The sequence below is a fragment of the Streptomyces sp. SCPE 10 genome (genome assembly GCF_051980735.1).
Lineage (GTDB): Bacteria > Actinomycetota > Actinomycetes > Streptomycetales > Streptomycetaceae > Streptomyces > Streptomyces misionensis.
Window position 1 is genome coordinate 2,582,907 of record NZ_CP197069.1, and the last position, 27,000, is coordinate 2,609,906.

Consider the following 27,000-nt stretch of genomic DNA (forward strand, 5'->3'; position numbering starts at 1 on the left):
GCAGGCAGGAGGTGGCTACCGGAGCGAACATGATGCCTACGACTGGAGGTCAGCCATCTCTTGACATGCGCCCGGCAAGAGATGATGACGCGCTGAGACGGGTCCTAGAAGACGCCTCCATGGGGCGATGGGAGGGCCCGCGGGACTTGCTGGCCTCAACCGGTGCCGACTGGGATCGCAGGATATTCCGCCTGCAGGTCCTCGCCGAAGCGGGGGCGCGGTTGCGGTTCGCCGACACCTGGGCGAAGGCAGAGCCGCGCTCGCCACACGCACTGGCCCTCCTCGCGAACGTGCAGGCGCTCCGCGCGATGATCGCCGGGCGTAACTCCGGCTGGTCGCTGATGGAAGAGTCGTGGGCCACCTGTCGTTCCGCGCTGGAGGTGTGGCCGCACGACGTGGCGCCGCTGGTGGTGATGCTCGCACTGTTGCGGACGCACGCTCCAGACCGGGCGACCCTGCGGCAGGTGTGGGCGGAGATCAAGCAGCGTGATCCCTGGAACCGCGAGGCACACCATGAGGCCGTCACCTACCTGTTCCCGCGCTACCACGGCGAGCCGGGGGAAGCCATGTGGTGGGCCGAAGAGCAGGCGTCCATTGCCCCACGGGGACTGCCAATCGCGGTCCTGCCGCTGGTCGTGGTCGCCGAGGCCCATCGCTCACGACAAGAGATGGACCAAATGGCGTACGGGCTGACCATCCACCCCTGGATCGACTGCCCGCAGATCGATCACGTGTTGGAACGCTGGTGGCACTACCGCGCGCGCCTCGTCCGCACGCCTGCTTCGCGGACGACGCCAACTACCTCGCGCACGCCCTGTCTTTCGCCAACCGCCACAGCGAGGCTGCAGAGGTCTTCGACGCGATCGGCCCATACGCCACTCAAGTCCCCTGGATCTACTGCGGCCAGGCTGACCAACTGTTCCTGCGGCACCGCGCCTGGGCCTACAGCCCGCCGCGGAGCCGGCACCACTGAGCACCGAGACCACCCATCAACGTACGAAGGGCGGCATTCCTATGCCTCTTGACGTCTCCCGCGTGTCCGACGAGGAACGCCTGAAGCAACTCGGCTACCAGCAGACGCTAGCCCGTTCCATGTCTGGCCGGGCCAACTTCGGAGTCAGCTTCACGATCATCTCGATCCTGTCCGGCTGCATGACCCTTTACGGCTACGGCATGAACACCGGCGGCCCGGCCGTGATCATGTGGGGCTGGCTGTTCGTCGGCCTGTCAATGGCCGAGGTCTGCTCCTCCTACCCGACCAGCGCCGGCCTGTACTTCTGGGCACACCGCATGGCCCCCGCGAGAACCGCCGCGGCCTGGGCGTGGTTCACCGGCTGGTTCAACGCCCTGGGCCAGATAGCGGTGACCGCGGGCGTCGACTTCGGCGCCGCCAGCTTCCTCAACGCCTTGCTCGACCTTCAGTTCGGCTTCACCGCCACGCCCGGCCACACCGTCACGCTGTTCGGGATCACCTCGCCCTGCACGGCGTGCTGAACACCTTCGGTGTCCGCATCGTCGCCTTCCTCAACGAGGTCTCCATTTGGTGGCACATCCTCGGCGTCGTCGTCATCTGCGGCGCCCTGGTGCTCGTGCCCAACCACCACCAGTCGACCGGCTTCGTCTTCGGCGAGTTCGTCAACAACACCGGCTTCTCCTCCAGCACCTACGTGGTGCTGATCGGGCTGCTGATGGCGCAGTACACCTTCACCGGCTACGACGCCTCCGCCCACATGACCGAGGAGACCATCGACGCCTCCACCGCCGGCCCCAAGGGCATCGTCCGCTCGATCCTCGTCTCCCTCGCCGCCGGCTTCGTCCTCCTGTTCGGCTTCACCTACGCCATCCAGTCCTACACCGGCGCACTCGCCTCCGGGACCGGGGGCCCCCGGCGCAGATCCTCATGGACGCCCTCGGCGCCGCGGCCGGCAAGTGGCTGCTGCTGGTCGTAATCGTCGCCCAGCTCTTCTGCGGCATGGCGTCTGTCACCGCTAACTCGCGCATGATCTACGTCTTCTCCCGCGACGGTGCCCTGCCCTTCTCCAAGGTCTGGCACCAGCTGAACCCTTCCACCCGCACACCCACCAACGCCGTCTGGCTCGCCACCGGCGGCGCCTTCGCCCTCGGCCTGCCCTACCTGTGGAACACCACGGCGTACGCGGCCGTCACATCGATCGCGACCATCGGCCTCTACATCGCCTACGTCGTCCCGACCTACCTCCGGCTCCGCCAGGGGAGCCGCTTCGAGCGCGGCCCTTGGCACCTCGGCTCCTGGTCCCCCGTCGTCGGCACGATCGCCGTCGTCTGGGTGCTCGTGATCATCGTGCTGTTCATGCTGCCTCAGACCTCCCCCGTCACCGCGAACACCTTCAACTACGCGCCCGTCGCGGTCGGAGTCGTCATCGCCTTCTGCGGCATCTGGTGGCTGGCCTCCGCGCGCAAGTGGTTCCTCAACCCTGCGCAGCCACGGCACTCAGCTCTCCGGCGTGACGCTGCCGCAGAAGGAGTGATTGGCCGGTAGGTCAAACAGTGCTGCAGTGCGTGTGCCGCCCCAACCGGGTCGGCACACGCACTGCAGCAAAGGAAACCAACGGAACAGGAAAGCTTCAGGTCGTACCACTGTCGTACAACCCTCGTGTCACCCTCAGACCGCGCTGGATGGCCGGTGTCTCATTTCGCAAATCGCATCGGGTCGCAAGACACGGCCGCTGGGCGCTCCAGTAAGAGGTTGTCTCAGTTGGCGTGCGGGATGAGTACCCATACTCAGGTGCGTCTGAGGGTGGCGCGGCATGCTGGCGGACATGCAGCGTCCTTCGGTGTGGTTGGATCTTGGGCTCGCGATCGTGCTTCTTCCGGTGTCGGCCATGCTTATCGTCTGGCTCGGGGCGCATGTGATGTTCTCGGGTGATGACTTCGGATCGTCCGGGATTCGCACTGCCCAAGCCGGGCGGCGCGGGGCATGGCTCTGTGGTTGCGCAGCGGTTGTACCTGGTGGCGGCTTGATGGGCCTGCGGTTGTGGATCGCCGGGTCCGTTCACCTACTCGTTCTCGGCGCTGCGGCTGTTCTGTTCGCCAGCGTTGCTGCTCAGAATCGTTGATTCCAGCAGTCGCCGGTAGCAAATCAGAGCGCTGGCGAGACCGACGAACGCGAGGAAGTGCTCGGCCTTGCGCTCGTAGCGGCGGTGCAGACGTCGGCAGCCGCCCAGCCACGACAGCGTGCGTTCAATGACCCAGCGGTGCCGACCGAGGCGGCCGGAGTTCTCTTTGCCGCGGCGTGCGATGCGCGGCACGATCTGTCGCCGTCGCAGCCAGTTGCGCAAGTAGTCGAAGTCGTAGCCCTTGTCGGCGTGGAGCTTGGCTGGGCGGCGACGCCTGGGACCTCGGCGGGAGCGGATCGGCGGAATACCCTGCATCAGCGGCACCAGTGCCTGGCTGTCGTGCAGGTTGGCGGCGGAGATGCCGACCGAAATGGGCAGACCAGTGCGGTCGCAGATGACATGGATCTTCGAACCTTTCTTCCCACGATCAGTCGGATTCGGTCCCGTCAAGGGCCCCCTTTGACCGCCCGGAGACTGATTGAGTCGATCGCGCAGCGCGACCAGTCCACCTCTCCCTCCGCACCGAGCCGATCCAGCAGCACCCGGTGCAGCTTGGCCCACACCCGGGCCGTCGACCAGTCGGTAAAGCGCCGGTGCACCGTCTGCCAGGAAGCACCGAACACTGGCGGGAGTTGCCGCCAGGTGCAGCCCGAGGTGGCCACGAACACAATCGCGGCCAGCACCGCACGGTCGTCACACCGGCGCCGGCCCCCGCCCTGCGGACGCACCGATACTTTGGGCACCACCAGTTGGAACAACTCCCACAGCGCGTCTGGCACCAACCGCTCAACTATCCCCATACGACAGACAACGAGCTTCCACCAATCAAGACACCGTCTAAGACCGTGTCCTACATGGTCCGTTTGAGGAGTCGCTTGTAGCAGCAGAGGGCGGCGGCGAGTCCGAGGAAGGCCAGGTAGTTGCCTGGCTGACGCTCGTAGCGGTGGTTGAGACGTCGGTAGCCGGTCAGCCAGGACATCGTGCGCTCGATGACCCAGCGGCGGCGGCCCAGCCGCTCGCTGGACTCGATGCCCTTGCGTGCGATGCGGACGCCGATGTGCTTGCCCCATAGCCATCGCCGCAGGTGAGGGACGTCGTAGGCCTTGTCGGCGTGAAGCCGCCCAGGCTTGGAATCGTTCGCATGGGATTCGTGTCCCATGTGGAAATGGGACAGCATCGGCTTCAGGGCGAGGCTGTCGTGGGTGTTGGCCGCCGAGAGTCCGACGCGTAGGGGCAGTCCGTTCGCATCCGACAGGACATGCATCTTGGAACCGGGCTTACCCCGGTCCACGGGGCTCGGACCTGCAAGTTCGCCCCTTTTTTAGCGCGGACATGGGCCGAGTCGAGGACCGCTCGGGATAGATCGATCAGGTCTTGACCGTCCAGGAGTTGGAGCACCTTCTGGTGCAGTCGTCCCCACACACCAGCCCGGGACCAGATGAGAAACCGACGGTGCACGGTCGACTTCGACGCCCCGAAGCACGGCGGCAACGCCCGCCAGGCACAGCCACTGACCAGCACATAGATGATCGCGGCGAACACCGCTTCGTCATCGATGTTCGCGACCCCACCGCCCTGCGGACGCACCCGCGCCGGCGGCAGCAGCGGCCTGGCGATCTCCCATAAGCCATCCGGAACGATCCATCCCCACCGCCCACTCCCCATAACCGAACCAACGACCAACTGGCCATGTAGGACACGGTCTTAGACCGTGTCCTACATGGTCCGTTTGAGGAGTCGCTTGTAGCAGCAGAGGGCGGCGGCGAGTCCGAGGAAGGCCAGGTAGTTGCCTGGCTGACGCTCGTAGCGGTGGTTGAGACGTCGGTAGCCGGTCAGCCAGGACATCGTGCGCTCGATGACCCAGCGGCGGCGGCCCAGCCGCTCGCTGGACTCGATGCCCTTGCGTGCGATGCGGACGCCGATGTGCTTGCCCCATAGCCATCGCCGCAGGTGAGGGACGTCGTAGGCCTTGTCGGCGTGAAGCCGCCCAGGCTTGGAATCGTTCGCATGGGATTCGTGTCCCATGTGGAAATGGGACAGCATCGGCTTCAGGGCGAGGCTGTCGTGGGTGTTGGCCGCCGAGAGTCCGACGCGTAGGGGCAGTCCGTTCGCATCCGACAGGACATGCATCTTGGAACCGGGCTTACCCCGGTCCACGGGGCTCGGACCTGCAAGTTCGCCCCTTTTTTAGCGCGGACATGGGCCGAGTCGAGGACCGCTCGGGATAGATCGATCAGGTCTTGACCGTCCAGGAGTTGGAGCACCTTCTGGTGCAGTCGTCCCCACACACCAGCCCGGGACCAGATGAGAAACCGACGGTGCACGGTCGACTTCGACGCCCCGAAGCACGGCGGCAACGCCCGCCAGGCACAGCCACTGACCAGCACATAGATGATCGCGGCGAACACCGCTTCGTCATCGATGTTCGCGACCCCACCGCCCTGCGGACGCACCCGCGCCGGCGGCAGCAGCGGCCTGGCGATCTCCCATAAGCCATCCGGAACGATCCATCCCCACCGCCCACTCCCCATAACCGAACCAACGACCAACTGGCCATGTAGGACACGGTCTAAGCCCCTGCACCGGCCACAAAAATTATCCAGTGACGTAAGCGATGGCGTCGTGGCTATGGATGCTTTCCAGGTTGCGGACCTTCACACGGTGGCGAAGACCTCGCTCGCGGCAGTCGTAGCTGACTTTCCGAACCATGTCCTCGACGAACATGGGGTGGTCGTACGCCTGCATCGTCAGCACTCGCTCATCGGGGCGCTTCACCAAGGGAACGACCGGCGCGGACGCGCACCGCTCCAGAAGCCTGACAGCCTCCTGCACACCGAAGGGGTAAGGCGTATCCCCGTGTCCCGTCACGGACAGAGTGACCTGGCTGCGCTGGTTGTGCGCACCGTAGTCCGAGATAGCTTTCGAGCACGGACATAGGCTGGTCACCTCGGTGGTGACGGACGTGACCACCGAGGTGGCACCGGTGTCCCAGCGGCCTTCGAAGCGAACATCGTGGACCTGTAGCGACTCCTGACCGCTAGCAGGTGCCACCACTGTCGTACTCAAGGGAAGATCGATCGCCACTGCGAAAGCCGGCGCGTCCAGGAGATCCGCCCCGACCTTCAGGAGGTATGGCAGCTTGCGGGGATCGAACCGGCGCAGGTACTCATGCGCGAAGGCCACCATGCGGCTCATGTGAGTTCCGCGGCGGTCGTGTTGGAGCCGCACGGTCACTTCGATCTCGGCGATGCCCTCCTGGCGGAGGTGACCGTCCTCGAAGTACAGCGGGTACCGCAGCCCGCTGATGCCCACGTCGTCGATCTCGATACCTCGGGCATCGGTCTCGTTCTGGATGTCGTGCATGGTCACTCGCCCCGATAAGTGCAGCCGGACGTGCACGTTTCGCGGACGGTGAGTGCAGAGAGGTCGGGCAGCGCCGGCTTCAACCGATCCCAGATCCAGCGGGCGAGGACCTCGCTGGTCGGGTTGTCCAGACCCTCGATGTCGTTGAGGTAGTAGTGATCGAGTCGGGCTTCGATGGGCTTGAACGCCTTCTTGAGGTCCCCGAAGTCCATGACCCAACCCGCCTCAGGGTCGACGGGTGCCTCTACGTGGACGATGACCTTGTAAGAGTGGCCGTGGAGGCGCGCACACTTGTGTCCCTCAGGAACGTTGGGCAGACGGTGCGCGGCTTCGAACGTGAACTCGCGAAAGATTTCCATTACTGAATTCCCAGATACTTGTGCGTCTGGAGAGAGAGAGTCCAGCGCGGGTTCTTCATGCAGTACTCGACCGTCGCCCTGGTGTTGGCCTCAACGTCAGGGTTGTCCATGGGCTGGAGGCGGAAGTACCGGAAGTCCAACTGCTCGAACTGACGTGGGTCACCTCCCAACTGGGGGTAGACCAACTTCAGTTCGTCTCCGCTGGTCACGACCAGCTCAGAGCCAATCTTGGGGCTCACGCAGAGCCAGTCGATGCCCTTGGGCGGCACACGCGTGCCGTTCGTCTCGACTGCCACCTCGAAGCCGCGTGCATGAAGGGCATCGATCGCTTCTTCATCGAGTTGCAGAAGCGGTTCTCCGCCCGTGCACACCACGAAGCGGTGCTCCCTAGATGCCGACGGCCACGCCTTTTCGACCGCCTGAGCGAGGTCGTCCGGGGTCCGAAACTTGCCGCCACCCTCTCCGTCAGTTCCGACGAAATCTGTGTCGCAGAACTGGCAGATCGCACGGTGCCGATCCTTCTCCAAGCCCGTCCACAGGTTGCACCTGGAGAAGCGGCAGAAGACAGCCGGACGGCCTGCGTGACTCCCTTCACCTTGCAGGGTGTAGAAGATCTCCTTGACCAGGTAGGTCATTCTCACGCGCCCTGGTACTGCACAGGATCGGTGACGCCGGCTTCCGCGAATCCCTTGAGGCGAAGCAGGCAGGTTTCGCAGTGCCCACAGGCTCGTCCCTGATCGTCCGGGTCGTAGCACGAGGACGTCAGGGAGTAGTCGACACCGAGGCGCAGGCCCTCACGGACGATGTCGGCCTTCGACATGGAGATGAGCGGGGAGTGCAGCTTGAGCTTCTGCGTGCCCTCGACCCCGGCGCGGGTGGCCAGGTTGGCCATGCGCTCGTAGGCCTCCATGTATTCGGGTCGGCAGTCCGGGTAGCCGCTGTAGTCGACGGCGGTCACGCCCGTGAAGATGTCGCTCGCCCCGACCGTCTCCGCGTACGCCAGCGCGAAAGACAGGAAGATCGTGTTGCGTGCCGGAACGTAGGTGATGGGCACGCTGCTGTCGATGCCCTTGTCGTCAGCGGCGTCCAGAGACTCGCGCTTCGGAACCTCGATGTCCGACGTGAGCGCCGAGCCACCGAAAACCCGCAGGTCGATGTCCGCGATCACATGACGTGCGACCCCCTGCGCCGCAGCCACGCGCTTCGCGGCCTCAAGCTCCACACTGTGCCGCTGGCCGTAGCGGAAGCTCAGCGCGTACGGCGTGTAGCCCTGGTCCTTGGCGATCGCCAGAACAGTCGTCGAGTCCAGCCCGCCACTCAGTAGAACGATCGCGGGACGCTCCGCCATGCCTGCTCCCTAGTTAGCCCTCACGTGTACAGCTGAACACTAGCGTGAAAACTGGCAGGTAGAGTAACGGCAACAACCTTCCAGTTATACTCGTCGGGGAGCAGGGCCGCGTGAGGCAACTAACGCTGGTAGTCACGTGCACAGACCGCAAGGCTGCGGCGCCAGAGGATGCACTGCATGCGAGGTCGCTCCCGAGCGGGTCTGTGAAAGAGCGCGCTGCGCTCTGGGCTGAGCGCGTTAAGGGTGCCTCCCACACGCACGCACTCGCCGAGCTCTATCGCGGCGACCACTGGGCGCAGGCGCGGCGTCTGGTTGATACGGCCTCCAAGGCAGGATTCGCCGCCGACCTCTGGGTAGCATCCGCCGGCCTCGGTCTTCAGCCGGTATCTGCGTCAGCTCCCTCGTACGCGGCGACCTTCAGTACCCGACACGCAGACTCGGTGGCTACCTCCGCGGCAGGCAGTGCTCAATGGTGGGGCCGTCTCCAAGAGGGAACGGGCCGCGCAACGCTGCAGGAGCTCGGCAAGAACGGCCCCGTCCTCGTGGCGCTCTCCGAGGTTTATGCGAAAGCCATGGGAGAAGAACTGCGTGCCCTGGCCGCGGTTGCGAGTGAGGCACTCCTCGTCGGCGGCGTCGAAGAGATCCCCGGCATCCAAAGAGTCCCGGCCGATGCAGGACTCAGACATGCCCTGGGCGGAACACTGACGAGCCTGAACGTGCGCATGGCCGCGTCATGGCTCCAGCACTGCGAGGACGGTCAACTCACCTCGCCAGCTACCAGCGGCTCCTGGAAGAAGTGGGCGGCTAGCGAATCGAGGCCCGAGCAGCACAACCGCAAGCCGATGACCGATGACGAGGTAATCACATTCGTCCGACAGCAAACCGCATCCCAGCCGGGGATCTCGCGGACACGCCTCTTGCGCCAGCTCCGAGCTGAGGGCCGGGCCTGCGAACAGAGCCGCTTCGCCAACCTATACATCAAGACCGTGGGGCAGTCGTGACGGAGAACCCGATCCGGCGCAGAGCACTGCGTATCGAGCAGAATCCAGACATTCCCCTCTACCTCTTCGCCCTGCAGGCCGGAGAGGTAGACCGTGTTGCCGACGTCGCACGGATCTCCCGCGACGAGGCAGGGAAACTGCTTGGCTATCAGCGGCCCGAGAAGAAGCAGCACGTCAAGCAGATCCTCGACTACCTTGACAGCGAAAACGTCCTCTTCCCGAACGGCCTCATCCTCGCCCTTCCCTCCTCGGTCCGGTTCAAAGGCAGCCGAGGGCCCAACAGCACCGACGGGTTGGCGACAATCGGGACTATCGAGATCCCGCTACCGGAATCTGACGAAGCACCTCGCCCCGCCTTGATTGTAGACGGACAGCAGCGAAGCCTCGCGCTCGCGCGTACCAAGCGATCGAAGCTCCCAATCGCCATTGCCGGCTTCGTTGCTGAAGACCTCGAAGTCCAACGCGACCAGTTCCTCCGCGTCAACACCGTGTCCCCCCTTCCCACTAACCTGGTGTCTGAACTCCTGCCCGAGGTCAATACCAAACTCCCCACCAAGCTATCCGCTCGGAAGCTTCCCTCTGCGCTCGTCAACGCCCTGAACCAGGACAGTGATTCACCGTTCAGAGGGCTGATCAAGCAGGCGTCAACAGCAGGCGAGAGGAAGTCCGAGGCAGTCGTCAAGGACAACAGCCTCATCTCGGCTATTGAAGAGTCGCTCTCTCCCTCAGGGGTTCTGTTTCCATACAAGAACCTCTCCAACGGAACCACCGACACGGCAGCGATGAGGGATATCCTCGTCGTCTACTGGACAGCCGTAAGAGACACCTTCCCGGATGCGTGGGGACTCTCGCCCGCTCGGAGCCGACTCATGCATGGTGTCGGAATTCGATCAATGGGACGCCTCATGGATCGGATAATGGACCGCGTTCTTGGCGCGGCGGACATCGGATCAAAGGACGCTTACAACAGGGCCATGGCGGAACTGGCGTTGGTTAAGCCCTACTGCCATTGGACCAAGGGTCGCTGGCCAGAGCTCAACATCCCCTGGAATGAACTCCAGAACACTCCCCGCCATATCAGCACCCTGTCCAACCTTTTGATCCGAATCTACCTTCAGTCGAGGATGAGCGCGTCGTGAAGTTCTACTTCCCGGACAGTCAAGATCAGGTCAGTCCGACCTATGACTTTATCGACGAGGAATATCCCACCCACCGTGTCCGGCAGCGCGACGATAAATACGCTCACCAGGTCGTGCATCCGATCCCATACGAGGGGATCCTGGTCAGCAAAGCAATTGTCGACGGCTCCGTGAAGGGCGCTGGAAAATACAGCGATAGGCAAAGGTATCGACTCTATCGAGATGGGGTTCGAGAATTCTTCCGTCTCCCTGAGGGAATGTCCAGCCTCGGCGACTGCGGCGCGTTCAACTACATTGACCTGGAAGAGCCTCCGTACACGGTTGAGCAAGTCATTGAATTCTATGAGAAGTGTCAGTTTGACGAGGGCGTGAGCATCGACCATGTGATCTTCGGCTATAAGCCCGAGGCTTCCGAGCGAGACGTGGACCCTGCATGGGTCAAGCGGCGCCACATTTCACTTGATCTTGCTGAAAAATTCCTCGCCGAGCTTGAAGCCCGCAGGAGCAAACTCCAGCCGCTCGGAGCCGCGCAAGGATGGAGTCCCGCGAGCTACGCAGACAGCGTGGCTCGACTGCAGGACATGGGATACAAGCGCATCGCGCTCGGCGGCATGGTTCCGCTCAAGTCCCACGAGATCATCGCCTGCCTTGACAAGGTCAAGGAAGTACGCCACGAGGGGACCGAGCTACACCTGCTGGGGATCACGCGGATCGCTAGCATGGAGGAGTTCTGGGACCGCGGTGTGACCAGCTTCGACAGCACGTCCGCGTTCCGTCAGGCCTTCATGGACGAGCGCAACAACTACCACACTGACAAGGGAACTTACACAGCGATCAGAGTCCCGCAAGTCGACGGGAACCCAACCCTGAAACGGCTGATCCTCGCCGGGCAGGTCTCTCAAGCGGCAGCGATCAAGGCAGAGCGAGAGTGCCTGCGGGCTCTCCGCGCCTACGACAAGAAGCAGGTGAAGCTAGACGAGGCCGTGGCAGCATTGGAGGCCTACCTGACGATCGTCGACGAGAAGAAGAAGGAGAAGTACAGCAAGCACTACAGGAAGACCTTGGACGAACGGCCATGGGACGACTGCCCTTGTGACCTCTGCAAAGACCTAGGCATCGAGATAGTGATCTTCCGTGGTACTGAACGCAACAAGCGACGAGGCTTCCACAACATGACCGTCCTCGAAGCCAAGATGCGGGATCTGCGATTTCGGCGGCCAGCCGCTGGTGCAGACACACAGCTCGCATGACGACCCGCACCCATCCGCTATCTACCAATTGTTCGCCTAGGAGATGATGTGGCCGACCGATACACGTTGCGACTCCCAGCCCTACTCGTACGCCAAGGCAGTCGAGAGATCTTCTGCTTTGCTGTCGACGGCAAGAAGCTGCACGACTTCACCGCAGTCTCGCGTATCAGCCGGGATGATGAGCAGCGACTGCAGGGCTACCAGCGACCGGAGGTCCTCAGCCACATCAAGGCGATCCGCCGCTACTTGGAGTCTGACGGGGCGATGCTCCCCAACGCCCTGGTCCTCGCCTTCGACAAGCGGGTTGAGTTCGTACCCGGTAGGCCGGCCAAGGACGTTGACTACTCCGTACCCGGCGAGCTCGTCATCCCTGTCGACGAGACCCAGTCGGAGGATGAGAAACCAGCCTGGCTCGTAGACGGCCAGCAGCGCAGCGCCGCCATCCGGGACGCGAACCTTGCAGAGTTCCCCGTCGCTGCTGTGGGCTTCATCGCCGATGGGCAAGAAGAGCAGCGGTCCCAGTTCATCCTGGTCAACTCAACCAAGCCGCTTCCCAAGGGTCTGGTGAACGAACTGCTGCCGGACACCAGCGGTCACCTACCGCCTTCGTACGCTCGTCGCCAGCTCCCAGCTCGCCTTATGATCCGCCTCAATACAGACGGCCACAGTGCCTTCTTCGGCCGGATTCAGAGTCCTACGTCTCCCTTGGGCGACATCAAGGACAACAGTGTCCTCAAGATGCTTGAGTACAGCCTCTACGAAGGTGCGCTCTACCAGTACCGCAACGAGGACGGCTCGGGTGACCCGGACAAGATGCTTGAGCATCTGTGCGAGTACTGGGGACTGGTAAGGGACGTGTTCCCGGATGCCTGGAGGCTCGGCCCGAAGGACTCCCGGCTTACGCATGGCGTCGGCATCCAAGCGATGGGCTTCGTCATGGACGAGCTCACTGCTGAAATTCCGGTGGACAAGGTTAATTGGAAGAAGGTCCGCAAGACTCTTGCGGAACTGGAGCCCCATGTGGCCTGGACATCCGGGACGTGGAGGTTCGCCGATGAAGAACGCAAGTGGAACGGCTTGCAGAACACGCCCTCTGATCTACGTCTCCTCAAGGATTACCTGAAGCCCTTCGCTCGCAGGTAGCAGCATCAGGGCAAGTCAGTGACCGATGGCCTCCCCCACTCTTGATGGGGGAGGCCATCGGTCACTTCAGTGGCCCGCGGCAACGCCACGAAGACCAACAACAGCTGCACGGAGCATCGACGCTGATCCGCTGCCATCTGCATAACGTACGTACTTGGTTTGAGCATTCTGCGTGATGAATCCCGTAGCCGCATGCTTTGCGCAACGCGTCGCGAGGACGATGACATCGGCAGCGCGCGCCTTTTGGCGGAGTTGTGAGCTCCCCACATGGTCGTGGGCGGTGACCGTCTTCACCGCTGGCGCAAGCCGTTCAATTTCCTCAGCGCATCGACCCAGGACCGCTTGATCGAGGGAGTAGAGCAGCACGTTCATGGATGGCAGGTCGGCGAGCGTTGTCTCCTGCTCACCGCTCACTCCAGTTGGGGGCTGCCAGGTGAAGTCGACGCCGAGTTCGCTGGAGAGGCGCTTCGCGAAGGCCAAGTCCTCTTCGGTGAGTCGCCCTTGGTGCCGCCAGAGAGGTTCCAGCAGGTTGTACGCCAGGTTGCTGCGGGCATTAAGGTCCGGGCATGCCGCCAGGAACAGCAGGTCGACGAAGTCCAGCGCGATCGGAGCCCGCTCTGGCGAGACCCAGCGGCTACGCTCGGCGCCGATCTCATCCAGGATGTCGACATAGGTCTGAGCCGAGGGCGCGGCACGGAGCGCGATCTCCGTGAGAGCCTGCAGAACTGCAAGGTCCCCTGGACCGAACCGGTCGAAGGTCACGGCATTGCGAATGAACGCGTGAGCAGTAAGCCCTGCCGGCTTCGCGTATCCAACCGCGTCGATAAACGCCCCGGCAGCCCCCCACGCCGCATCCGCGGCCTGGTTCTCCAGGCTGTCAAGGTACGCGGCCAGGACGGCATCGTCAGCCGCAGGCGATGGCCACGACGCCCAGACGCGGTTCCTGAGTGCCAAGTCACCGGCGTTGCGGCCTTCAGCCACTGCCTCAAGCAGAGATGGCCAGGAGTCGACGGACGAAGGTCCTGCAGGCGAGTCGCTTGAACGAGCGCCAGGGGATGGCGCGCTCTCCGCTGGGGGCAGCGGGTCACCGTCGGCCGCTCGGAGTTGCCGTACGGCGTCCTCCCATACCACTGGCGGCAACTCGTCGGCACGGTTCTTGCTCTTCACAGCCTCGATGAGGCGGCGAAGGGCCGGCACGTCCTCAAGGATGGAAGCTGCCAGCAGCAGAACGGCGATGGCCTGGGCACTCAACGAGGTAGCGTCGACGTCGAGGAGATCAGGGACGAATCGGCCTCGCTCTTCCAGTCTCTGTCGTGCCGTCGGCAGATCGTTGTCGGCCAGAGGCTCCTCCAGCGCCGCGTACACGGCGTTCAAGATGGCCTCCTTGACAGGAACGGGAGGATCCTGCCGGATTACGTCTGGAAGATCAGGGGAGCCGAGTAGTTCTTCGCTTCGGCCGAGTCGATCAAGCCGCTTGATCTTTAGATTCGCAAGGTTGAAGGCCGTCACTCCACCCGTGGCCGCGAGGTGGTCCAGCACTACGCCTGACGCACCTTCGGCGCCAGCCGACAGAGCAGCTTCGAACTCTGCCAGGAGGCGACCGACCGGCTTGGCGATCCGCCACAGTCTGGGAGGCCGACTGGCCTCAGTGGACTGCATCAATTGCAGGGCATTGGCCAGATTCCTCTTGTGGTCCAAGGTCCGCCCTGTTTCCAGCCTGAAGGTAGGGCGCTGGCTGAAGAAGTCGAGAATGGCTTGCTCGACAGGGTCGTCAGGGTCGAGCCAGACCGGCTGGATGCCTACCTGCTCGTCATAGGCGATGTAGGTGGGGCCAGCGAAGGCGCGGATCAAATCGGCCGTCTTAGCCCGATCATTCACATCTCGGGCGATGACGTACATGACGAAACGGTCGCGGTCGGTATACGTGCGGGGCAAGACGACAGGTGCGTCGTCGCCACGCCGCAGAGCCTCCACGAACGGCAGGGTGCGGTCCTTGTAGCGGAAGTCTGGGCTCATCCCTGGCCAGACACCGTTTCCCGGGCCGAAGAACTGCTGCAAGAACCTCTCGAGAGCTTCCCGCCTCTTCTCCTGGGGCTGCGTCATGCGCCACTCCTCCACCGCCGGGCCAGGTCCAGCCGCGCCTGGCCGGCATCCGGCCCGCCCACCTTGTAGGTGACCGACTCATCATTCTTCGCCATGCCTCGGACCGTGTAGTTCATCGATCCGGTGAGCAACCACTCCTGCCCGCACAGCGTTTTCTCATGGACATCGGCATCACGCCGCACGTGCACCGTGTCGAGTTCCGCAGCCTCGATCCGCCGGAGAAACGCCTCGTTGTGAGAATCGGGTCGAGTGATGATGTAGACGTGGGATCCAGCACCGGCGATCCGCAGAAGTGCGTCAGACAGCCGCCAACTACTGGGCGGTACATCGCCGAACAGCGCGTCGAAGCTGCCGTGCCGGTTGTCGATCACTCGCACATCCGTGATCCAGGGAGAGACGAGCCACAGTTCCCTACTCGGATTGATCATCTCCGCCATCAATGCTGCGGCCAGCATTGAGTCGACGCTCAAACCCGTCTTGGCGCCTGTGCGTAGCGTTCTGGTCAGTTCTGTCACTGGGCCGCCTCCCGCAACTCCACTCGCACGCGCAACTCATCTGGGTGCCGGGCATAACCGCGGACCTCGCCATACAGGACGAGGACGTCCCTGTCGATGCGCAGGGCCGGCACCTGGACGATCGCCTCGGCCAAGGCCTGCGGTTCGCTTGCCGGGCAGATGAGCTCCACACTGGCGCTGTCGGACATCGCCTTCTGATAGGCCAGGATCCAGTCGCTCGACGTGACGTCCACCTGGGGAAGGCGGTCGTCGTGGGCCGTCCGCACGAGGAGACGGTCCAGTACGGGAGCTTCCGCGTAGGGCTGGTAGTGCTGAAGGTCCTGCGTACGGGCCTGTCGTCCGCGCGGCCACAGGAGACTGAAGGCCTGGTCGGCGTTCAGGGCACGGCTACCACCGACGCTCAGTCGCCTATCCCCCACGGCGTAAGCGATGACACGGGCGTCCACTTCTACTCCGAGGCGTCTTTCTAGATCCACCCAGGCGTTGACCATGGACAAGGCCTGCGCGTCTGTATCGGGTCCGGATCCGGGACGAAGGAGGCGGGTGGACAAAGCCGACACCGCGGCGCGACGAGGTCGTCCGTCCAACCTCTCCCAGGCAGCGAGGAGCGAGTCGAGGGCTTCCTTAGCTGCTTCGGCATCTTCAGCACCGCGCAGTGCCCGGATGGCCGTGGCAGCATCTCCGCCCGGTTCCTCTGCCAGGTGCCGCAGCAACCGCGTCAGTGTGGCGTCTACATACTCGTAGTCGCTGGGCGCCAAGGTGCTGGTGACCAGCGCCCAGAAGCGGCGGGGGTCATCCCCGTAGAAGCGAACCAGGCTCTCGATGACGCCCAGACCGCCAACCGACGTTTCGCTGAGCCACACGACCGTGGGCTCGGTGCTGTCAGTGCCGGGCAGGACGTCGACTATCAAGTCTCCGTCCTGTGCGTCGGGACAGGCACGCTGGGCAGCAGCGAGAATCGCTGCTGCCAGGGTGTCTCGATAGGCGCGTTGGGCCAGGTCCTCGGTGCGGTCCGCGACATCCGGAGCCACGAGAAGCTCCGCGGCCCGGTCGACTGCAGCAAGCACTCGCTCGTCATGAACCAATTCCGTGAGCCCTGTGATCAATCGGGCGTTGTCGAGGATCTGTTCTGGATCGCTGTTGTCCCGATACAGCACGCTAATGATCCGGGTCAGTTGCCGCGCCCACATTCCGTGGGCGAGCGACTCCCGTACTTGCTCGGCGGTGCGCGTTCCGTCCATGCCTTCGAGAGCGAATGTGGTCAGGTAGACCTGCGTCAGCCACTCTCTCTGGAATCTGTTGGAAATGTCCGCGAGTGCGGGGTCCTCGTTGATGGCACATGAGAATGCCAGGGAGCGCCACTGCGGGGATGACAGATACTGCTTGACGTGGGGGTCCGACGTATTGATGGGCTTCAGCAAGATGCGGGCCGCGTCGACATCCATCCTGAAGCCAAGCGCGGCTGGCTTTCCGTGCAACTCGTAGTGGACTGTACGTGTTTCGCCGCCGCCGCGCGCGAAGGCAATGTTGCATTCGGCGCCGATGGTCATACGCCGTATCTCGATTGGATTCCCTGCCGCGTGAGTCGCAAAGCCGATGGCACGGATACGGTCATGCCAGGGGGACGGATGAGGCACATCCGCGCGGGTCGGAGGCGCGTCCTCCGGCACGACGATCTGAGTCCCCCACAGGGGAAAGCCCTGGGAGTGGTCCGCGATGTCCGATGTCGGCTGTTCCAGCTTCAGTTGGTGGGGCCTGAAGACCTTGATCCCTTGTGGATCGTAACCATGTGGGTGCCATACCCCCTCGGGGTCGGCATGCTGGACTATTTGCGGCAGAGGAAGCGCGTTTACGCCGCTGGGCGGTATCGGCAGCCACGTACGGTGCTCATCCCGGCGGTGCCCGAAGCGGCGACTCACGCGGCCGGGGACGGCCTCGCGCAGGGCTCTTGCGATTGGAAGCTGCTCCAGACTCACTTTCTCTGGGAACGGCAGGATGAGTGCCACCTCGGGCAAGTTCAAAGGTTCAAAGAGGGATCGCGTGATGAACTCAGGCAGCACTGACCCTTCCTTGGCGCCAGGGTCGGTGCGCTGGAAGGTCCAGTTGCTGCGAAGTCGACGTAGGGCAGTTGGGACAACGGCCAGAAGCAGCGAGCGCGGCTGCTCCCACAGCAGAGCCTGTACCTCGTCTGCGGTGATCTTCAGGGCCCTCATCAGGTGCCGGGCGAGTTCGTCCTGCAGTTCGGGGTTGCAGAGCAAAGCTTCGAAGAGCGAGGCCAAAGTGTTGTGGCCATCCCGGTCTTCGTCGCGCACAACGTAGCCGTTGGGGGCTTTGAGGAGCTTCCGTGGATCGTCATACAGCTTCCTGGTACGAAGCTTGCTACTCGACCAGTCCAGCAAGGCCTGTGTGGCTTGAATCTTCAGGACGAAGCGATTGTTGATCGGCAGGTTTCGTGTCGGCACTTCCGGAGCGAAGAGGGTCTCGTACGCCTGGTAGGCGAGACGGTCCCGGCCGTAGTCCGACAGCGTGACGATGGTGATGGGGCGTGTCCCACGCTGTCGGCCTGCGCGGCCGCGGCGTTGAATGAACGCTGCGGGATCCCGTGGCGCCTTGTGCTGAAGTGCCAGGCCCACGCGCGGATCGTTGAACCCGACCTCGAGGGATGCTGTGGCGACGGTCAGATTGGCGTCGTGATCGACGCCTACGTCCTGGGAGGACGTTCGTCCGACGCGCAGATGATGGAGCCGGAGAGTCGGATCAAGATCGTGCCCGATCTTCTCGGCAAGGTCCCAGGACTGCCCGTCGAGGTAGCGGGCTGCGTGCTCGTCGCGAGTGGATGAGCGGAGCCCGGCGAGCACGACTTTGTTGGGGTTGTGTCTGCGGCCGGCACGATCTTGTCCGCCTTCTGCGTCGCGGAGGTCGTTGTAGAAGCGGTTGGTGACGTCCAGGTCATCTGTAAAGAGGAAACCGGTGGAGCCGTAAAGGTATCTGTTGTGGTCGAGGTCGAGTAGACGGCCGTGGAGCATGGCCGTTTGGATCGAGGTCGACAGCAGGCTTGCGCCGGAGACAGGGTCGCCGCGGAGTGCAAGTGCGTATTCGCGACCTTCGGATTCCATGTCGGTGTCGTCTGGTTCGATCGGCACGACGTCGCCTGGGTGCAGGCCCACCAGTTGCGCGAAGAACGTGTCTGCGTCTCGCAGGGTCGCAGAGAGACCCACGAAGGTGATGGGCCGGCGAACGGCTTCGCGCCAGCGGCGCAGCAACAGGGCCACTTGGGCTCCGTGGAAGCCGCTGTAGGTGTGCACCTCGTCCAAGAGGACAAGGGAAGGGGTTGACGTCCCCCCGCGCCAGCCGAGCAGCCGCTCCAGGTGGTAGTCGCCGCTGGCGCGGTTCAGCATCTCTGTGGTCGTGAACAGCAGGTCGGGCGGGTTCTTCCTCATGGAGTCGCGGGTGAGCGCGAGCCGCCCTTGCTTGAGGGCATAGCCGCACTTGATGCAGGTCAGCCGCTCTCGCCCCTGCCGCCGATCGTCATCCGTCCACTCAAGATCCCCTGTACCGCAATCTGGATTGGGGCAGGGCAGATACGGGCACACGACACCTTTGCGGGTTCGTTCCCAGGAGGTGGGAAGCCTTGAGTCCGCCTCCAGCCTACGGTCACGCGTGTTCCACGGAGTGTCGCCGTAGAGCGCACCCACCCGTAGTGAGCGTCGCCCGTGCTCGTGCAGCGCCTGGTCGACACTGTCCGCTGCGCGGATGGATTCCCGCAGCTGATCACGAAGGAGTTCCTTGCGCGGATACAGCGCCAGCGTGTGAACACGCGCTGCCCCGTGGCGAGCGTGGTCGGCCATCGCGGCGAATGCCGGCAGATAGAACGCCAGTGTCTTACCGCTACCTGTGCCCGCGCCGACGATGATCCCCTTGGCTGTCTGGGCGCTGAGGGAGGCGAAAACGGTACGCGTTGCCTCCAGCTGGAAGCGCGCCAGCTTACGTCCCTGAAGTTGAGCGGCGGCCACGCGCGCCTGCACCTCTCCCCAAGAGGGAAGCTGGGCCAGCTGGAGAAGCGCATCTTCGGCGGGAATGTTCCGACGCGGATAGCGCCGCGGGGACACATGAAGCCGGTAGTCGGCGACGAGACGCGGCCGGTGCTGCCACCACCCCGGCTGCTCCTCATCGGCCCAGCCGCCTCGTGCGAACAGTTGGCGGAGCCCCGCAGTGAGCCTTACGGATTCCGCCAGGCGCGTCCGATATCGCGGTGGGGACGCCACGGGCACGGGCACCTCGAACAGCAGCGCGCGAAGGAGGAACTCCTCCAAGACCGCTTGGGCCGAGACGCCGGCCGGGGCCGCCGCATGGCTGCTCAAGACGTCGTCGATGGTCTCCAGGACCTCAGCCTCAGACAGGGCGCTCTCCGTCACGCCCCACGAAAGGAGTGGTAGTTCGCGGTCCTCCAGGCGATTCAGGAGTTCGTTGGCGAAGCGGATGTCGAGGTGATCGGTCACGCTCCCGTCCTCTGCAGGGTGATGTGAAGGTCCATTTCGAACTGACGTAGCAGCGCGATGTCATCGTCCGTGATGTCGCGGAGCGTGGGGCTGGGGCGCTTCTCCAGCCGCTCAAGGAGGGTCAGCAGTTCGTTGGGCGGATCACTCTTGTCGTGCAGCGACTCGGCGAGAATGGCGTACGTGCCGGTGAATAGAGTGATGTCAGCCTTAGACAGGCTCTTGGTAGCAGCCGCCTGCCGGAGTTCCTTCTCCCGCCCCCGTGCTGCCTCTCGCTCGCCGGCCGAGAGCATAGGGATGCGGGCGAGCGGCAGATCAGCGATCTGTGCGGCGGCCCAGGAAGACCAAGCCTCGCTGTTTTCGCTCTTGAGCCTGACCGTGATCTCCTGGACCTTCCTCCTGGCCGTATTGAAGGCCGTGTCGCTGGGCAGACCGTTGCGAGCCTTGCGCTCGAAGGCAGTGCGCGCCGTGTCGACGCCGGTCAAGTCGGGCTCGTCGGCCGCTCCCAAGTCCGCAAGCGTACGACCGAGCTCTACCTGATTCCTGAGTTCGGCCAACGCACCGCGCAGTTCCTTGGTGCGGCTGAGGACCCGGGCTGCCTCCTTCTCACCGACCGCACCGGCGGCGATCTGACGGGCCCGGTTTTGCAGCTGCACGGCCTTGTCATACACAGACAAGTTGGTCATCAGTCCTCCCCGTTATCCTCGTCGGCCGTGACGGCTGTAAGCGCCTGCCACTCCGCACAGACATGCCCGACGTCCTCTGCTGCACTGTCACCCGCGGAGCCGCTGGAGCGTGACTCGGCGCTAATGAGAGCCGAGTCCAGCCAGGCGTCGCTGGCGAGAAGTAGCTGCTGAATCGTCTTGAGTGAGGTGCCGCGATCCTTGACCGCCGCAACTACTCGGGCGTCCTGCTGTGCAGCAGGATCACGGCTGTCGTCGCTCGCTTTAGCCAGGTCGTCCTCGAGCGCGGAGATGGACTTCCAGTCGGCGTCCTGGCATGCCTGAATGAGCGCGTCGAATTGGCGTGCTTGCTCGGCGGTCAGCGGCAGGCCGACCTCTCGCGCGGCACTGAGCGCATCCCGAATCCCAGCCATGGTCTGGACGCCGGTGGTCCCGCGTGGTTGGCGGCTCCGGATCGAGTCGAGCAACTCTTCGTGGTACGTGACCTGGTCGTCGAGCATGTCTGGCCAGGTTGCAAAGCCGTTGACCGCCGGTCGGACCCACTTCGCGATCTCAAGTCCCTCAGGATCCCAGTCCCAGGAAGACGTTGCCTCGTCGAGCAGGGGGAGGATGCGTGCAGCGTCGACCATGGTGACCGAGCCGACGCCTTGCGCGATGCCGACGGCGTGTCGCAGTTGCTTCACAAGTTCCGGGCGCGCCTTGAGGTGCATCGAGAGGACGTCCATCCACCTAGTGACGCGGATGGAGTGGTCCTCACGACGCCACTCCTGGCCATCGTCCAGGGCGGCTGCGATGAGGAGCGGCTTGGGCATTCCCGGCCACGCCTTGCCCGCCAAGGCTGCGCCGATGAGCGAGGCCCGGAAGCCGGCAACCAGGTGGTCGTCGGTGATTTCCATATGACGCTGCAGCCGAGCGGTGAGGTCGGGCCTGTGCTTGTCTGCCAGCGTGGCCAACCTGCGGATGTCTTCGGCCCTCGCCGGCAGGCTCCGCTCGGCCTTCAGCAAGCTGTCGAAGAACCAACTGTCCTTCGGCAAGCGCGAGAAGGTGATGGGCGCGTTCTCTACACCCGTCAAGTTCTCCCGCGCGCCCTCGATGGACACGACCGTTGCCTTGGCCGGCCAGGCTGCCCTCCTGATCTCGGTGAGAGCCTGCTCCCGCATCAGCGGAGAGTTCCACAGATACCTCTGCACCACCGCACTTGAGACAACACTGCGGATCCGATTGGCGGTCGCTGTGTCCAGACCCCCCTCGCGGGTGAGCCACTCGTCCACCGTCTCCAGCATTCGCTGGAGTTCCCTCGGAAGTTCGTTCCGTTCTGCCGTCTCCTTCGCCTCAACCCTGTGCGTGCCGCTACGTGACTGCTCAGGGAAGGAAGTAGAAGCAGGCGAGAGGCCTTGCTGGCCTTCATCAGCCAGCGGCTCAAGGGAGAAGGCTTCCAGAATCGTGGGATGGATGCTGCCGGCGTGCTCGGGGGCGTCCCCCCAAAATTCGAGCACGAGGTTGCGCCGCTCAGCGGATGCAGGATCGTGGTCGTTCTCCTCTACGAAGGTACGTACCTGCCGGCTGAGCGGCTTGTCGAGGCTGGTGGGCCTGAAACGCTGCCGGAAGTCAGGATCGGGGAATTCGCCGCGCCGAATGGCGCCGGCGTGCTCCTTCAGAACTGGCCGGACGACGCTACCCAGAACGGCGCGGGGATTGAAGGTCCAAGGCTTGTCCTTCGGGGCTGTTGCATGAACAGCCCTGACCAAAGACGACTCGTTGAAGGGATACAGACCGTAGCCATCAGAGGTGGCGCCGAAGGCCTCGTGGCACTCTGTCTGGAGAGGGCAAGTCATGCACTTGTTCGGAGTCTCTTCGTTGGCGCGCTCCAGGGCTTCACGGCCAACACGGCCCGCGTTCAGGTAGCGGCCGACGAACGCGGCGATCTCTGTGCGTCCCGTCTCCTCTGGGCTGAAGGGAACATCCAGGTGGTACACGTAGCCGGTGGCCGCTTGGAGACGGGTCAAGGCTGTTTCCGGCAAGGACTGGAAATAGCCTGTGGTTACGGCCATGAGGGTGCGGATTGGCGCGAGAGTCGTCTCTCCCTCACGGTTGGCCGCTTCTACGACAGCGTCGAGCAGGTCCCGTTGAACGCCCTGGATCAGGGCGAAATCTTCGATCAGAAGAATGATCTCTTTGCCCTGCCGGCGGTATGCCTCTCGCACCTGCTTCATGGCATCCAGAAGCCTGCCCGCTCCCAGGTTAGCGGCGCTCTTGATGGCGGCTTCGAGATGCCGGTTGAGTAGGTCTACCGCGATGGCTTGAAGGTCGCCTCGGGTGCTTACGGTGCCCAGCAGCCTCTGCGCCATCCCTGACGCTGATCGAATATCGTGAATGTCGAGTGGGAGGTCACTGACAGTGAATCCTTCAGGGCGATCCGCCTGGCCCTTGTCACGATTGTGAATGAGTTGGCGGGCAAGTTCCGGCACGAACTTACCCGGAGCAAGCAACTCTGCGCGAACGTGGGGGTCCAGCAGCACTGCTGCCAGTTTCCCCGGACCGACCAGCATGCGGGCTAGAGGGCGCGACTCCGTGCTGGGAGGGGTTGCTTCCAGCGCCTCGCTCAACTCGTTGAGGATCCGCCGCGCAAGGGAGTCTTCGTCGATGTCCTCGGTGAACCTGTTGATGTCCTGTTTCAGCTGCGTCAACTCGTCGCTCTCTGCCTTCGCGAGGAGAGTGCTAACGACAGCTTTGAGACTTGTCTTGGACTTCTCGAGGTAGATGATCTCCCGATCGTCTGCCCCGTCCTCCATCGCAGCAAACTGTTCCCGCACCCATCGGACGAGGTGCGACTTGCCCGAGCCTGAGTCACCGACGATCGGCATGAGCAAGGCGCCGCTGTCCGGTCGGAGCGCCAGGAACTCTTCAAAGACCTCTTGTTCGCTGATCGGGTCGCCTTCGAGGACGAGTTCTCTCCCGCCCATGATTCGTGCGCGCTTAATCCTCAATGGAGCGTGGGTCGCCAGGAAAACTGCCCTTGACGGGCTGACCGCCTCCGTGTTGATCGTGGAGGCTGCCACTGCCGGTTCCCAACAGATCATTCCGCGGAAGTCAGCCACGGGTGGCCTCCAGGATGGTGATGTCGCTGACGGGGCGGGGGCTGGCCGGCCGGTCGGGGTCGTGCACGAGAAGGATGTGCCGGGCATCATCGTCGTGCTCCAGGCGAAGCCACTTCTCGTCGTGGCCGCGCAACAGCGCGAACGAGAGCGCGGCGCCTGCCGCATTCTCGCCAGGACTAGGAATGCCCAACGCAAGCGAGTGCGCACCGCCGGGTAGCACAGGCAGGTGCTCTCGCAGCACCTGCAATACCTCCACGGCGTTCATTCGCTGCCCCGCTTGCCACAATTTGGTTGCCGTCTGCTTTACAGCCGTGGTGCAGTCGGGAACCAGAGGGCCACTACCCTCAGCACGAATGAGCGGGGCTGCAGCGAGACCAAGGGCGGGGGCCCAATAACCGAAACGGGTCCATCGGGTCGCGTTGACGAAGATGGGCTGCACTTCCGGCTTGAGCAACCTGTGGTCCTTCCCATCCTGCTCTAGGCGCTGCGCGGCGATCCAATCGACGGGTGGTTCCATCGGGTCGTGCATGAGGAACCAGGCGAGCGCACGCGTCAGGTCACGGGGCCCGGCCGGATCGTTGTCATCCCCCAGACCGCGATTGCGGTCTGCTGCGAGGATCGCGCGCCGGAGGATGCAGGTGTAGGTATCGAGATCGTCGCAGTTGGTCAGAGCCGTGGCTTGGCCCGCAAGAGACAATTCCTGATGCTCCTCGTCTACGTGCACCAGCCCCAGGTCCACGAGCGAACTGACGGCGCTGTCAAAGGGCGCCCTCGACTTGGTGTCATCAGAACGCAAAGCAGGAGGGCTCACCAAGGCCCGGGCCTCGTCCAGGGCGATGCTCTTCCCCAAGTAGACGAGGAGGCGCACTAGCGCCCATGTCTGAGAGGGAAGAGCTGCATCCACGTTCAGAAGAGTCATCAGAGTTCCTCCAAGGCACGGCGGATCGACAGGTTCGCCGGATGGATGTCGATGAGTGGCGTACCTCGGCGCTCTGGGTGATGCAGGGTCCGCGGGTGGATGAGGTAAGTCGGTGCATCCCACGCGACACGAGCAGCCACCTCCGGTCCGGGAGACACTGCGTTGGGGTCGGTCATCCAGATGACTGGACCATGCCAGTCCGCGAGAAGGGCACCGTCGTCGTCAACGATCACGGTACGAGTCCGTGCCGTAGTCTGCAGTTGGGCCCTCAGGCGAGCGTCCAGCCCTGGGCCTCCTACTACGGCGATTCCCCGGCGGATAAGGCTGTCCACCAGACGGGCAGCGAGCACCTGGTCGCCGGCGTCCTGCCACCAGGTGCTCAGGCACCGTCGGTCTCCGAAGTACCGCAGCAGAGGCAGGCGCCCTTGCCGTTCCGGCATGGGCACAAGGGGACGAGGTTCGCCGGCGAGTCGGTAGAAGCCGCTGGGCATGGGATCTACTGTTGCCCGACAGTGAGGGCAGCCCCGGCAGGTAATGCCCGTACGAAGTTGGCCTGCCCCATCGGGGATACGGTAGTAGGCGCCCAGTACCTCGCCGATGCACCGATTTCCTACCAGCGCCGATTTCAGCTCCCGCAGTGACGCTGCCCGATCCTGCAGTAGCTTTTGGCGTTCCGCGTCAAACCGCGTGTAGAAGTGATCCCTACTCCGTGAGTCAGAGCCGAGAAGTTCGACGTCCGCGTAGTCATTGGCCGTTGCGTGGAAGTGTTCAAGGCGCGCTTTCCAATGGATGTCGGATTCGTCCTCGCCTCTGGTTGGCGGCTGCGGCGGGTGGACAGCTACGAGACCGGCTCTCACCATCAGATTCAGGATACGAATGTTCCATGAGCGATTCCGGTCAAATCCCTCGTTCATGTCCGGCGGGTATGAGTCAAGGCTGACCCGGTGGCGGTTTTCGATCGGGGTCCTATCATGAAACATGGCTTCCCATCGCTGCCAAGCACGCGGGGCTCCGATGATCACCTCATTGCTCATGTAGTCGGCGATGGCTTCGTCACCACGTGTGCTTGCCAGGTAGGCGAATGATGGGTTGCCGTCGCGACCTGTCCGGCCGACCTCCTGGTAGTACCGGTCCACTGTTTCAGGCAAGCAGGCGTGGACGACCGTCTTCACGTCGTTGAGGTCGACACCCAGGCCGAACGCCGCAGTACCCACCACGATGTCGTATCGAGTGTTGGTCTTGCCGTCTGCTGTATTGCCGCTCCAGCCTTCCAAGGCTTCACGACGCTCAGCGTCGCTGGAGTCGCCCGTCACATGGGTTACTCGGCGGAATCCATGCTCTCGGAGGCGTTCGACCCATTCTTCCGCGTGCTCCACTTTCGTGGTGTACACGATCATCGGCTTCGGCAGGAACGAAACAGCGTCGATGACTGCAGCCTCGCGTTCCTGCTCATTCCGGCATACATCGACGTAATAACTCGGCTCGTGGCGCAGTTGCGCAGCCCAAACGATTCTCGCCTTCTGCGGGGAGGCGAAGAGTGTGTCAAGCGTTTCCACCTGCTGCGCTGTGAGAGTCGCACTCATCGCCACAGTGACGGGCTTCTGCCCGTCGGGGGCTCTGCTGAGCCACGTGCGACGATGACTCGACATCGTTTGGAACTCGGTACGGAAGCTGTTGCCCCACTGTTCGACGAGGTGCGCTTCATCGATCACGAAGTACTTGAACAGGCCAGCCGCAGCGGCCGTCTCCAACGGTTTTTTCAGGCTTCGCACAAGGGACTCGGGTGAGGTGAATACCAGACGCTGGCGCCCCGCAGCGATGTCCTCCTTCATCTGCTGTCGCTCATCGGCCGACAGCCCACTGGTGTAGGCGTACCGGCGCGTGGGGCTGTGGTGGCCTTGCCGTTCGATGATTTCGATGGCGCGCCGTTCCAGATCTGCTGCCAGGACACTGGTGGGCACGACGACCACGGATACGCCGCTGCTCACGCTCGCCAGGAGCGCAGGCGCCATGGCCACCGCGGTCTTTCCGTGCCCTGTGGGGAGGCAGATGATCGTGGTGCTCCCCGGTTCAGCCAGCGCCACGGCCCTGGCTGCCTGTCGCTGTCCGACCGACACATAACGGTCGTGATCGTCACCCAGCGCGGCCGTGAAGAAGGGATCTGCGGGGTACGACTCCAACTTCCGCCGGTGGGGTGAGTCCTCCCCGAGGTAGACCTGACGGAGGTCCTCCTCGGCTGCTTTGCGGGCCACGTCATCACGGACAGGCGGATGCCACGGCGTCGCGGTGAGCCACAGATGCGTGCCGCCACCGACCAACCCGGTCTGGCAGTGCATCTTCTCCCACTGCTCCCGGGTGGGAAGCCTCGGATCGAGCAACACCGTCAAGCCGGTGGTGTTCTCACGGGCCCGAGCTTCAAGGAGGATCTGCCGCGTCAGCGAAGCAATGTCTCGCCACCCGACGGACTGGCTCATCAAGGCGTCGCGGA

At 63.6% G+C, this 27,000-nt stretch carries 19 protein-coding genes and 1 pseudogene; 6 read left to right on the top strand and 14 right to left on the bottom strand.

Annotated features, from left to right (window positions below):
* Nucleotides 1-146 precede the first annotated feature (146 nt).
* On the top strand, nucleotides 147-1,025 hold the full coding sequence (locus tag ACSP97_RS12150) for a hypothetical protein (protein ID WP_440557472.1): 879 nt from the start codon (nucleotides 147-149) through the stop codon (nucleotides 1,023-1,025).
* Nucleotides 1,015-2,518: pseudogene (locus ACSP97_RS12155) on the top strand (amino acid permease). The gene ACSP97_RS12150 and the pseudogene ACSP97_RS12155 overlap by 11 nt, the downstream one beginning before the upstream one ends.
* 517 nt (nucleotides 2,519-3,035) lie before the next feature.
* Here the strand turns inward: ACSP97_RS12155 and ACSP97_RS12160 are convergent.
* The 7 genes from ACSP97_RS12160 to queC all read right to left on the bottom strand — a co-directional run bounded on the left by ACSP97_RS12160 (nucleotide 3,036) and on the right by queC (nucleotide 8,165).
* A protein-coding gene (locus ACSP97_RS12160) for an IS5 family transposase (protein WP_440556174.1) occupies nucleotides 3,036-3,895 on the bottom strand; the annotation gives its coding sequence in 2 pieces (ribosomal slippage) (nucleotides 3,036-3,551 and nucleotides 3,554-3,895; 858 coding nt in all).
* A gap of 50 nt (nucleotides 3,896-3,945) precedes the next feature.
* Nucleotides 3,946-4,760 (bottom strand): IS5 family transposase gene (locus ACSP97_RS12165; RefSeq protein WP_440556604.1). Its coding sequence is split into 2 segments (ribosomal slippage): nucleotides 3,946-4,412 and nucleotides 4,412-4,760, totalling 816 coding nucleotides; the frame shifts between segments, so codons are not numbered across the junction.
* Between the two features lie 51 nt (nucleotides 4,761-4,811).
* Nucleotides 4,812-5,626, bottom strand: a protein-coding gene (locus ACSP97_RS12170) for an IS5 family transposase (protein ID WP_440556604.1) whose coding sequence is annotated in 2 segments (ribosomal slippage) — nucleotides 4,812-5,278 and nucleotides 5,278-5,626 — 816 coding nt in all. Because the reading frame shifts where the segments join, the coding sequence is not laid out codon by codon here.
* A 64-nt stretch (nucleotides 5,627-5,690) separates the two neighbouring features.
* Nucleotides 5,691-6,458 (bottom strand): GTP cyclohydrolase I FolE2, encoded by a 768-nt coding sequence (locus ACSP97_RS12175; protein ID WP_355327172.1) that lies wholly within the window; start codon nucleotides 6,456-6,458, stop codon nucleotides 5,691-5,693.
* Between the two features lie 2 nt (nucleotides 6,459-6,460).
* Nucleotides 6,461-6,817 (bottom strand): 6-carboxytetrahydropterin synthase QueD, encoded by a 357-nt coding sequence (gene queD / locus ACSP97_RS12180; RefSeq protein ID WP_136239805.1) that lies wholly within the window; start codon nucleotides 6,815-6,817, stop codon nucleotides 6,461-6,463.
* Nucleotides 6,817-7,452: a 7-carboxy-7-deazaguanine synthase gene (queE, locus tag ACSP97_RS12185; protein WP_355327176.1), complete on the bottom strand. Its 636-nt coding sequence runs from the start codon at nucleotides 7,450-7,452 to the stop codon at nucleotides 6,817-6,819. The genes queD and queE overlap by 1 nt, the downstream gene beginning before the upstream one ends.
* Nucleotides 7,453-7,454: 2 nt before the next feature.
* On the bottom strand, nucleotides 7,455-8,165 hold the full coding sequence (gene queC / locus ACSP97_RS12190) for a 7-cyano-7-deazaguanine synthase QueC (protein WP_440557475.1): 711 nt from the start codon (nucleotides 8,163-8,165) through the stop codon (nucleotides 7,455-7,457).
* 440 nt (nucleotides 8,166-8,605) lie between these two features.
* Here queC and ACSP97_RS12195 point away from each other — a divergent pair, with 440 nt between their 5' ends.
* The 4 genes from ACSP97_RS12195 to dbpB (ACSP97_RS12210) are packed head-to-tail and all read left to right on the top strand — an operon-like array spanning nucleotide 8,606 to nucleotide 12,698.
* Nucleotides 8,606-9,166, top strand: a complete 561-nt coding sequence (locus tag ACSP97_RS12195) for a hypothetical protein (RefSeq protein ID WP_440557477.1) — start codon at nucleotides 8,606-8,608, stop codon at nucleotides 9,164-9,166.
* Nucleotides 9,163-10,305: a DGQHR domain-containing protein DpdB gene (gene dbpB / locus ACSP97_RS12200; protein WP_330340139.1), complete on the top strand. Its 1,143-nt coding sequence runs from the start codon at nucleotides 9,163-9,165 to the stop codon at nucleotides 10,303-10,305. The genes ACSP97_RS12195 and dbpB (ACSP97_RS12200) overlap by 4 nt, the downstream gene beginning before the upstream one ends.
* Nucleotides 10,302-11,555, top strand: coding sequence for a tRNA-guanine transglycosylase DpdA (gene dpdA, locus ACSP97_RS12205; RefSeq protein WP_355327182.1), 1,254 nt, complete (start codon nucleotides 10,302-10,304; stop codon nucleotides 11,553-11,555). Before dbpB (ACSP97_RS12200) ends, dpdA begins: the two co-directional genes overlap by 4 nt.
* 48 nt (nucleotides 11,556-11,603) lie before the next feature.
* Nucleotides 11,604-12,698 (top strand): DGQHR domain-containing protein DpdB, encoded by a 1,095-nt coding sequence (dbpB, locus tag ACSP97_RS12210; protein ID WP_330340137.1) that lies wholly within the window; start codon nucleotides 11,604-11,606, stop codon nucleotides 12,696-12,698.
* Between the two features lie 66 nt (nucleotides 12,699-12,764).
* Here dbpB (ACSP97_RS12210) and dpdD read toward each other — a convergent pair whose 3' ends face one another.
* Genes dpdD through dpdF form a run of 7 tightly spaced genes read right to left on the bottom strand, consistent with a single transcriptional unit; the run spans nucleotide 12,765 to nucleotide 26,986 of the window.
* On the bottom strand, nucleotides 12,765-14,801 hold the full coding sequence (dpdD, locus tag ACSP97_RS12215) for a protein DpdD (RefSeq protein WP_440557480.1): 2,037 nt from the start codon (nucleotides 14,799-14,801) through the stop codon (nucleotides 12,765-12,767).
* A complete protein-coding gene (gene dpdK / locus ACSP97_RS12220) occupies nucleotides 14,798-15,316 on the bottom strand; it encodes a phospholipase D-like domain-containing protein DpdK (RefSeq protein WP_240801127.1) in 519 nt (172 codons plus the stop codon). Before dpdK ends, dpdD begins: the two co-directional genes overlap by 4 nt.
* Nucleotides 15,313-19,815, bottom strand: a complete 4,503-nt coding sequence (dpdJ, locus tag ACSP97_RS12225; protein WP_355327190.1) for a protein DpdJ — start codon at nucleotides 19,813-19,815, stop codon at nucleotides 15,313-15,315. The genes dpdK and dpdJ overlap by 4 nt, the downstream gene beginning before the upstream one ends.
* The gene (locus ACSP97_RS12230) at nucleotides 19,812-20,498 is read right to left on the bottom strand and encodes a hypothetical protein (RefSeq protein ID WP_355327192.1); all 687 of its coding nucleotides are present in this window, start codon (nucleotides 20,496-20,498) and stop codon (nucleotides 19,812-19,814) included. The genes dpdJ and ACSP97_RS12230 overlap by 4 nt, the downstream gene beginning before the upstream one ends.
* Nucleotides 20,498-23,593, bottom strand: coding sequence for a protein DpdH (gene dpdH / locus ACSP97_RS12235; RefSeq protein WP_355327195.1), 3,096 nt, complete (start codon nucleotides 23,591-23,593; stop codon nucleotides 20,498-20,500). The genes ACSP97_RS12230 and dpdH overlap by 1 nt, the downstream gene beginning before the upstream one ends.
* Nucleotides 23,586-24,512, bottom strand: coding sequence for a protein DpdG (dpdG, locus tag ACSP97_RS12240; RefSeq protein ID WP_355327198.1), 927 nt, complete (start codon nucleotides 24,510-24,512; stop codon nucleotides 23,586-23,588). The genes dpdH and dpdG overlap by 8 nt, the downstream gene beginning before the upstream one ends.
* Complete coding sequence (gene dpdF, locus ACSP97_RS12245) at nucleotides 24,512-26,986, bottom strand: protein DpdF (RefSeq protein WP_440557484.1); 2,475 nt, start codon at nucleotides 26,984-26,986, stop codon at nucleotides 24,512-24,514. The genes dpdG and dpdF overlap by 1 nt, the downstream gene beginning before the upstream one ends.
* Nucleotides 26,987-27,000 lie beyond the last annotated feature (14 nt).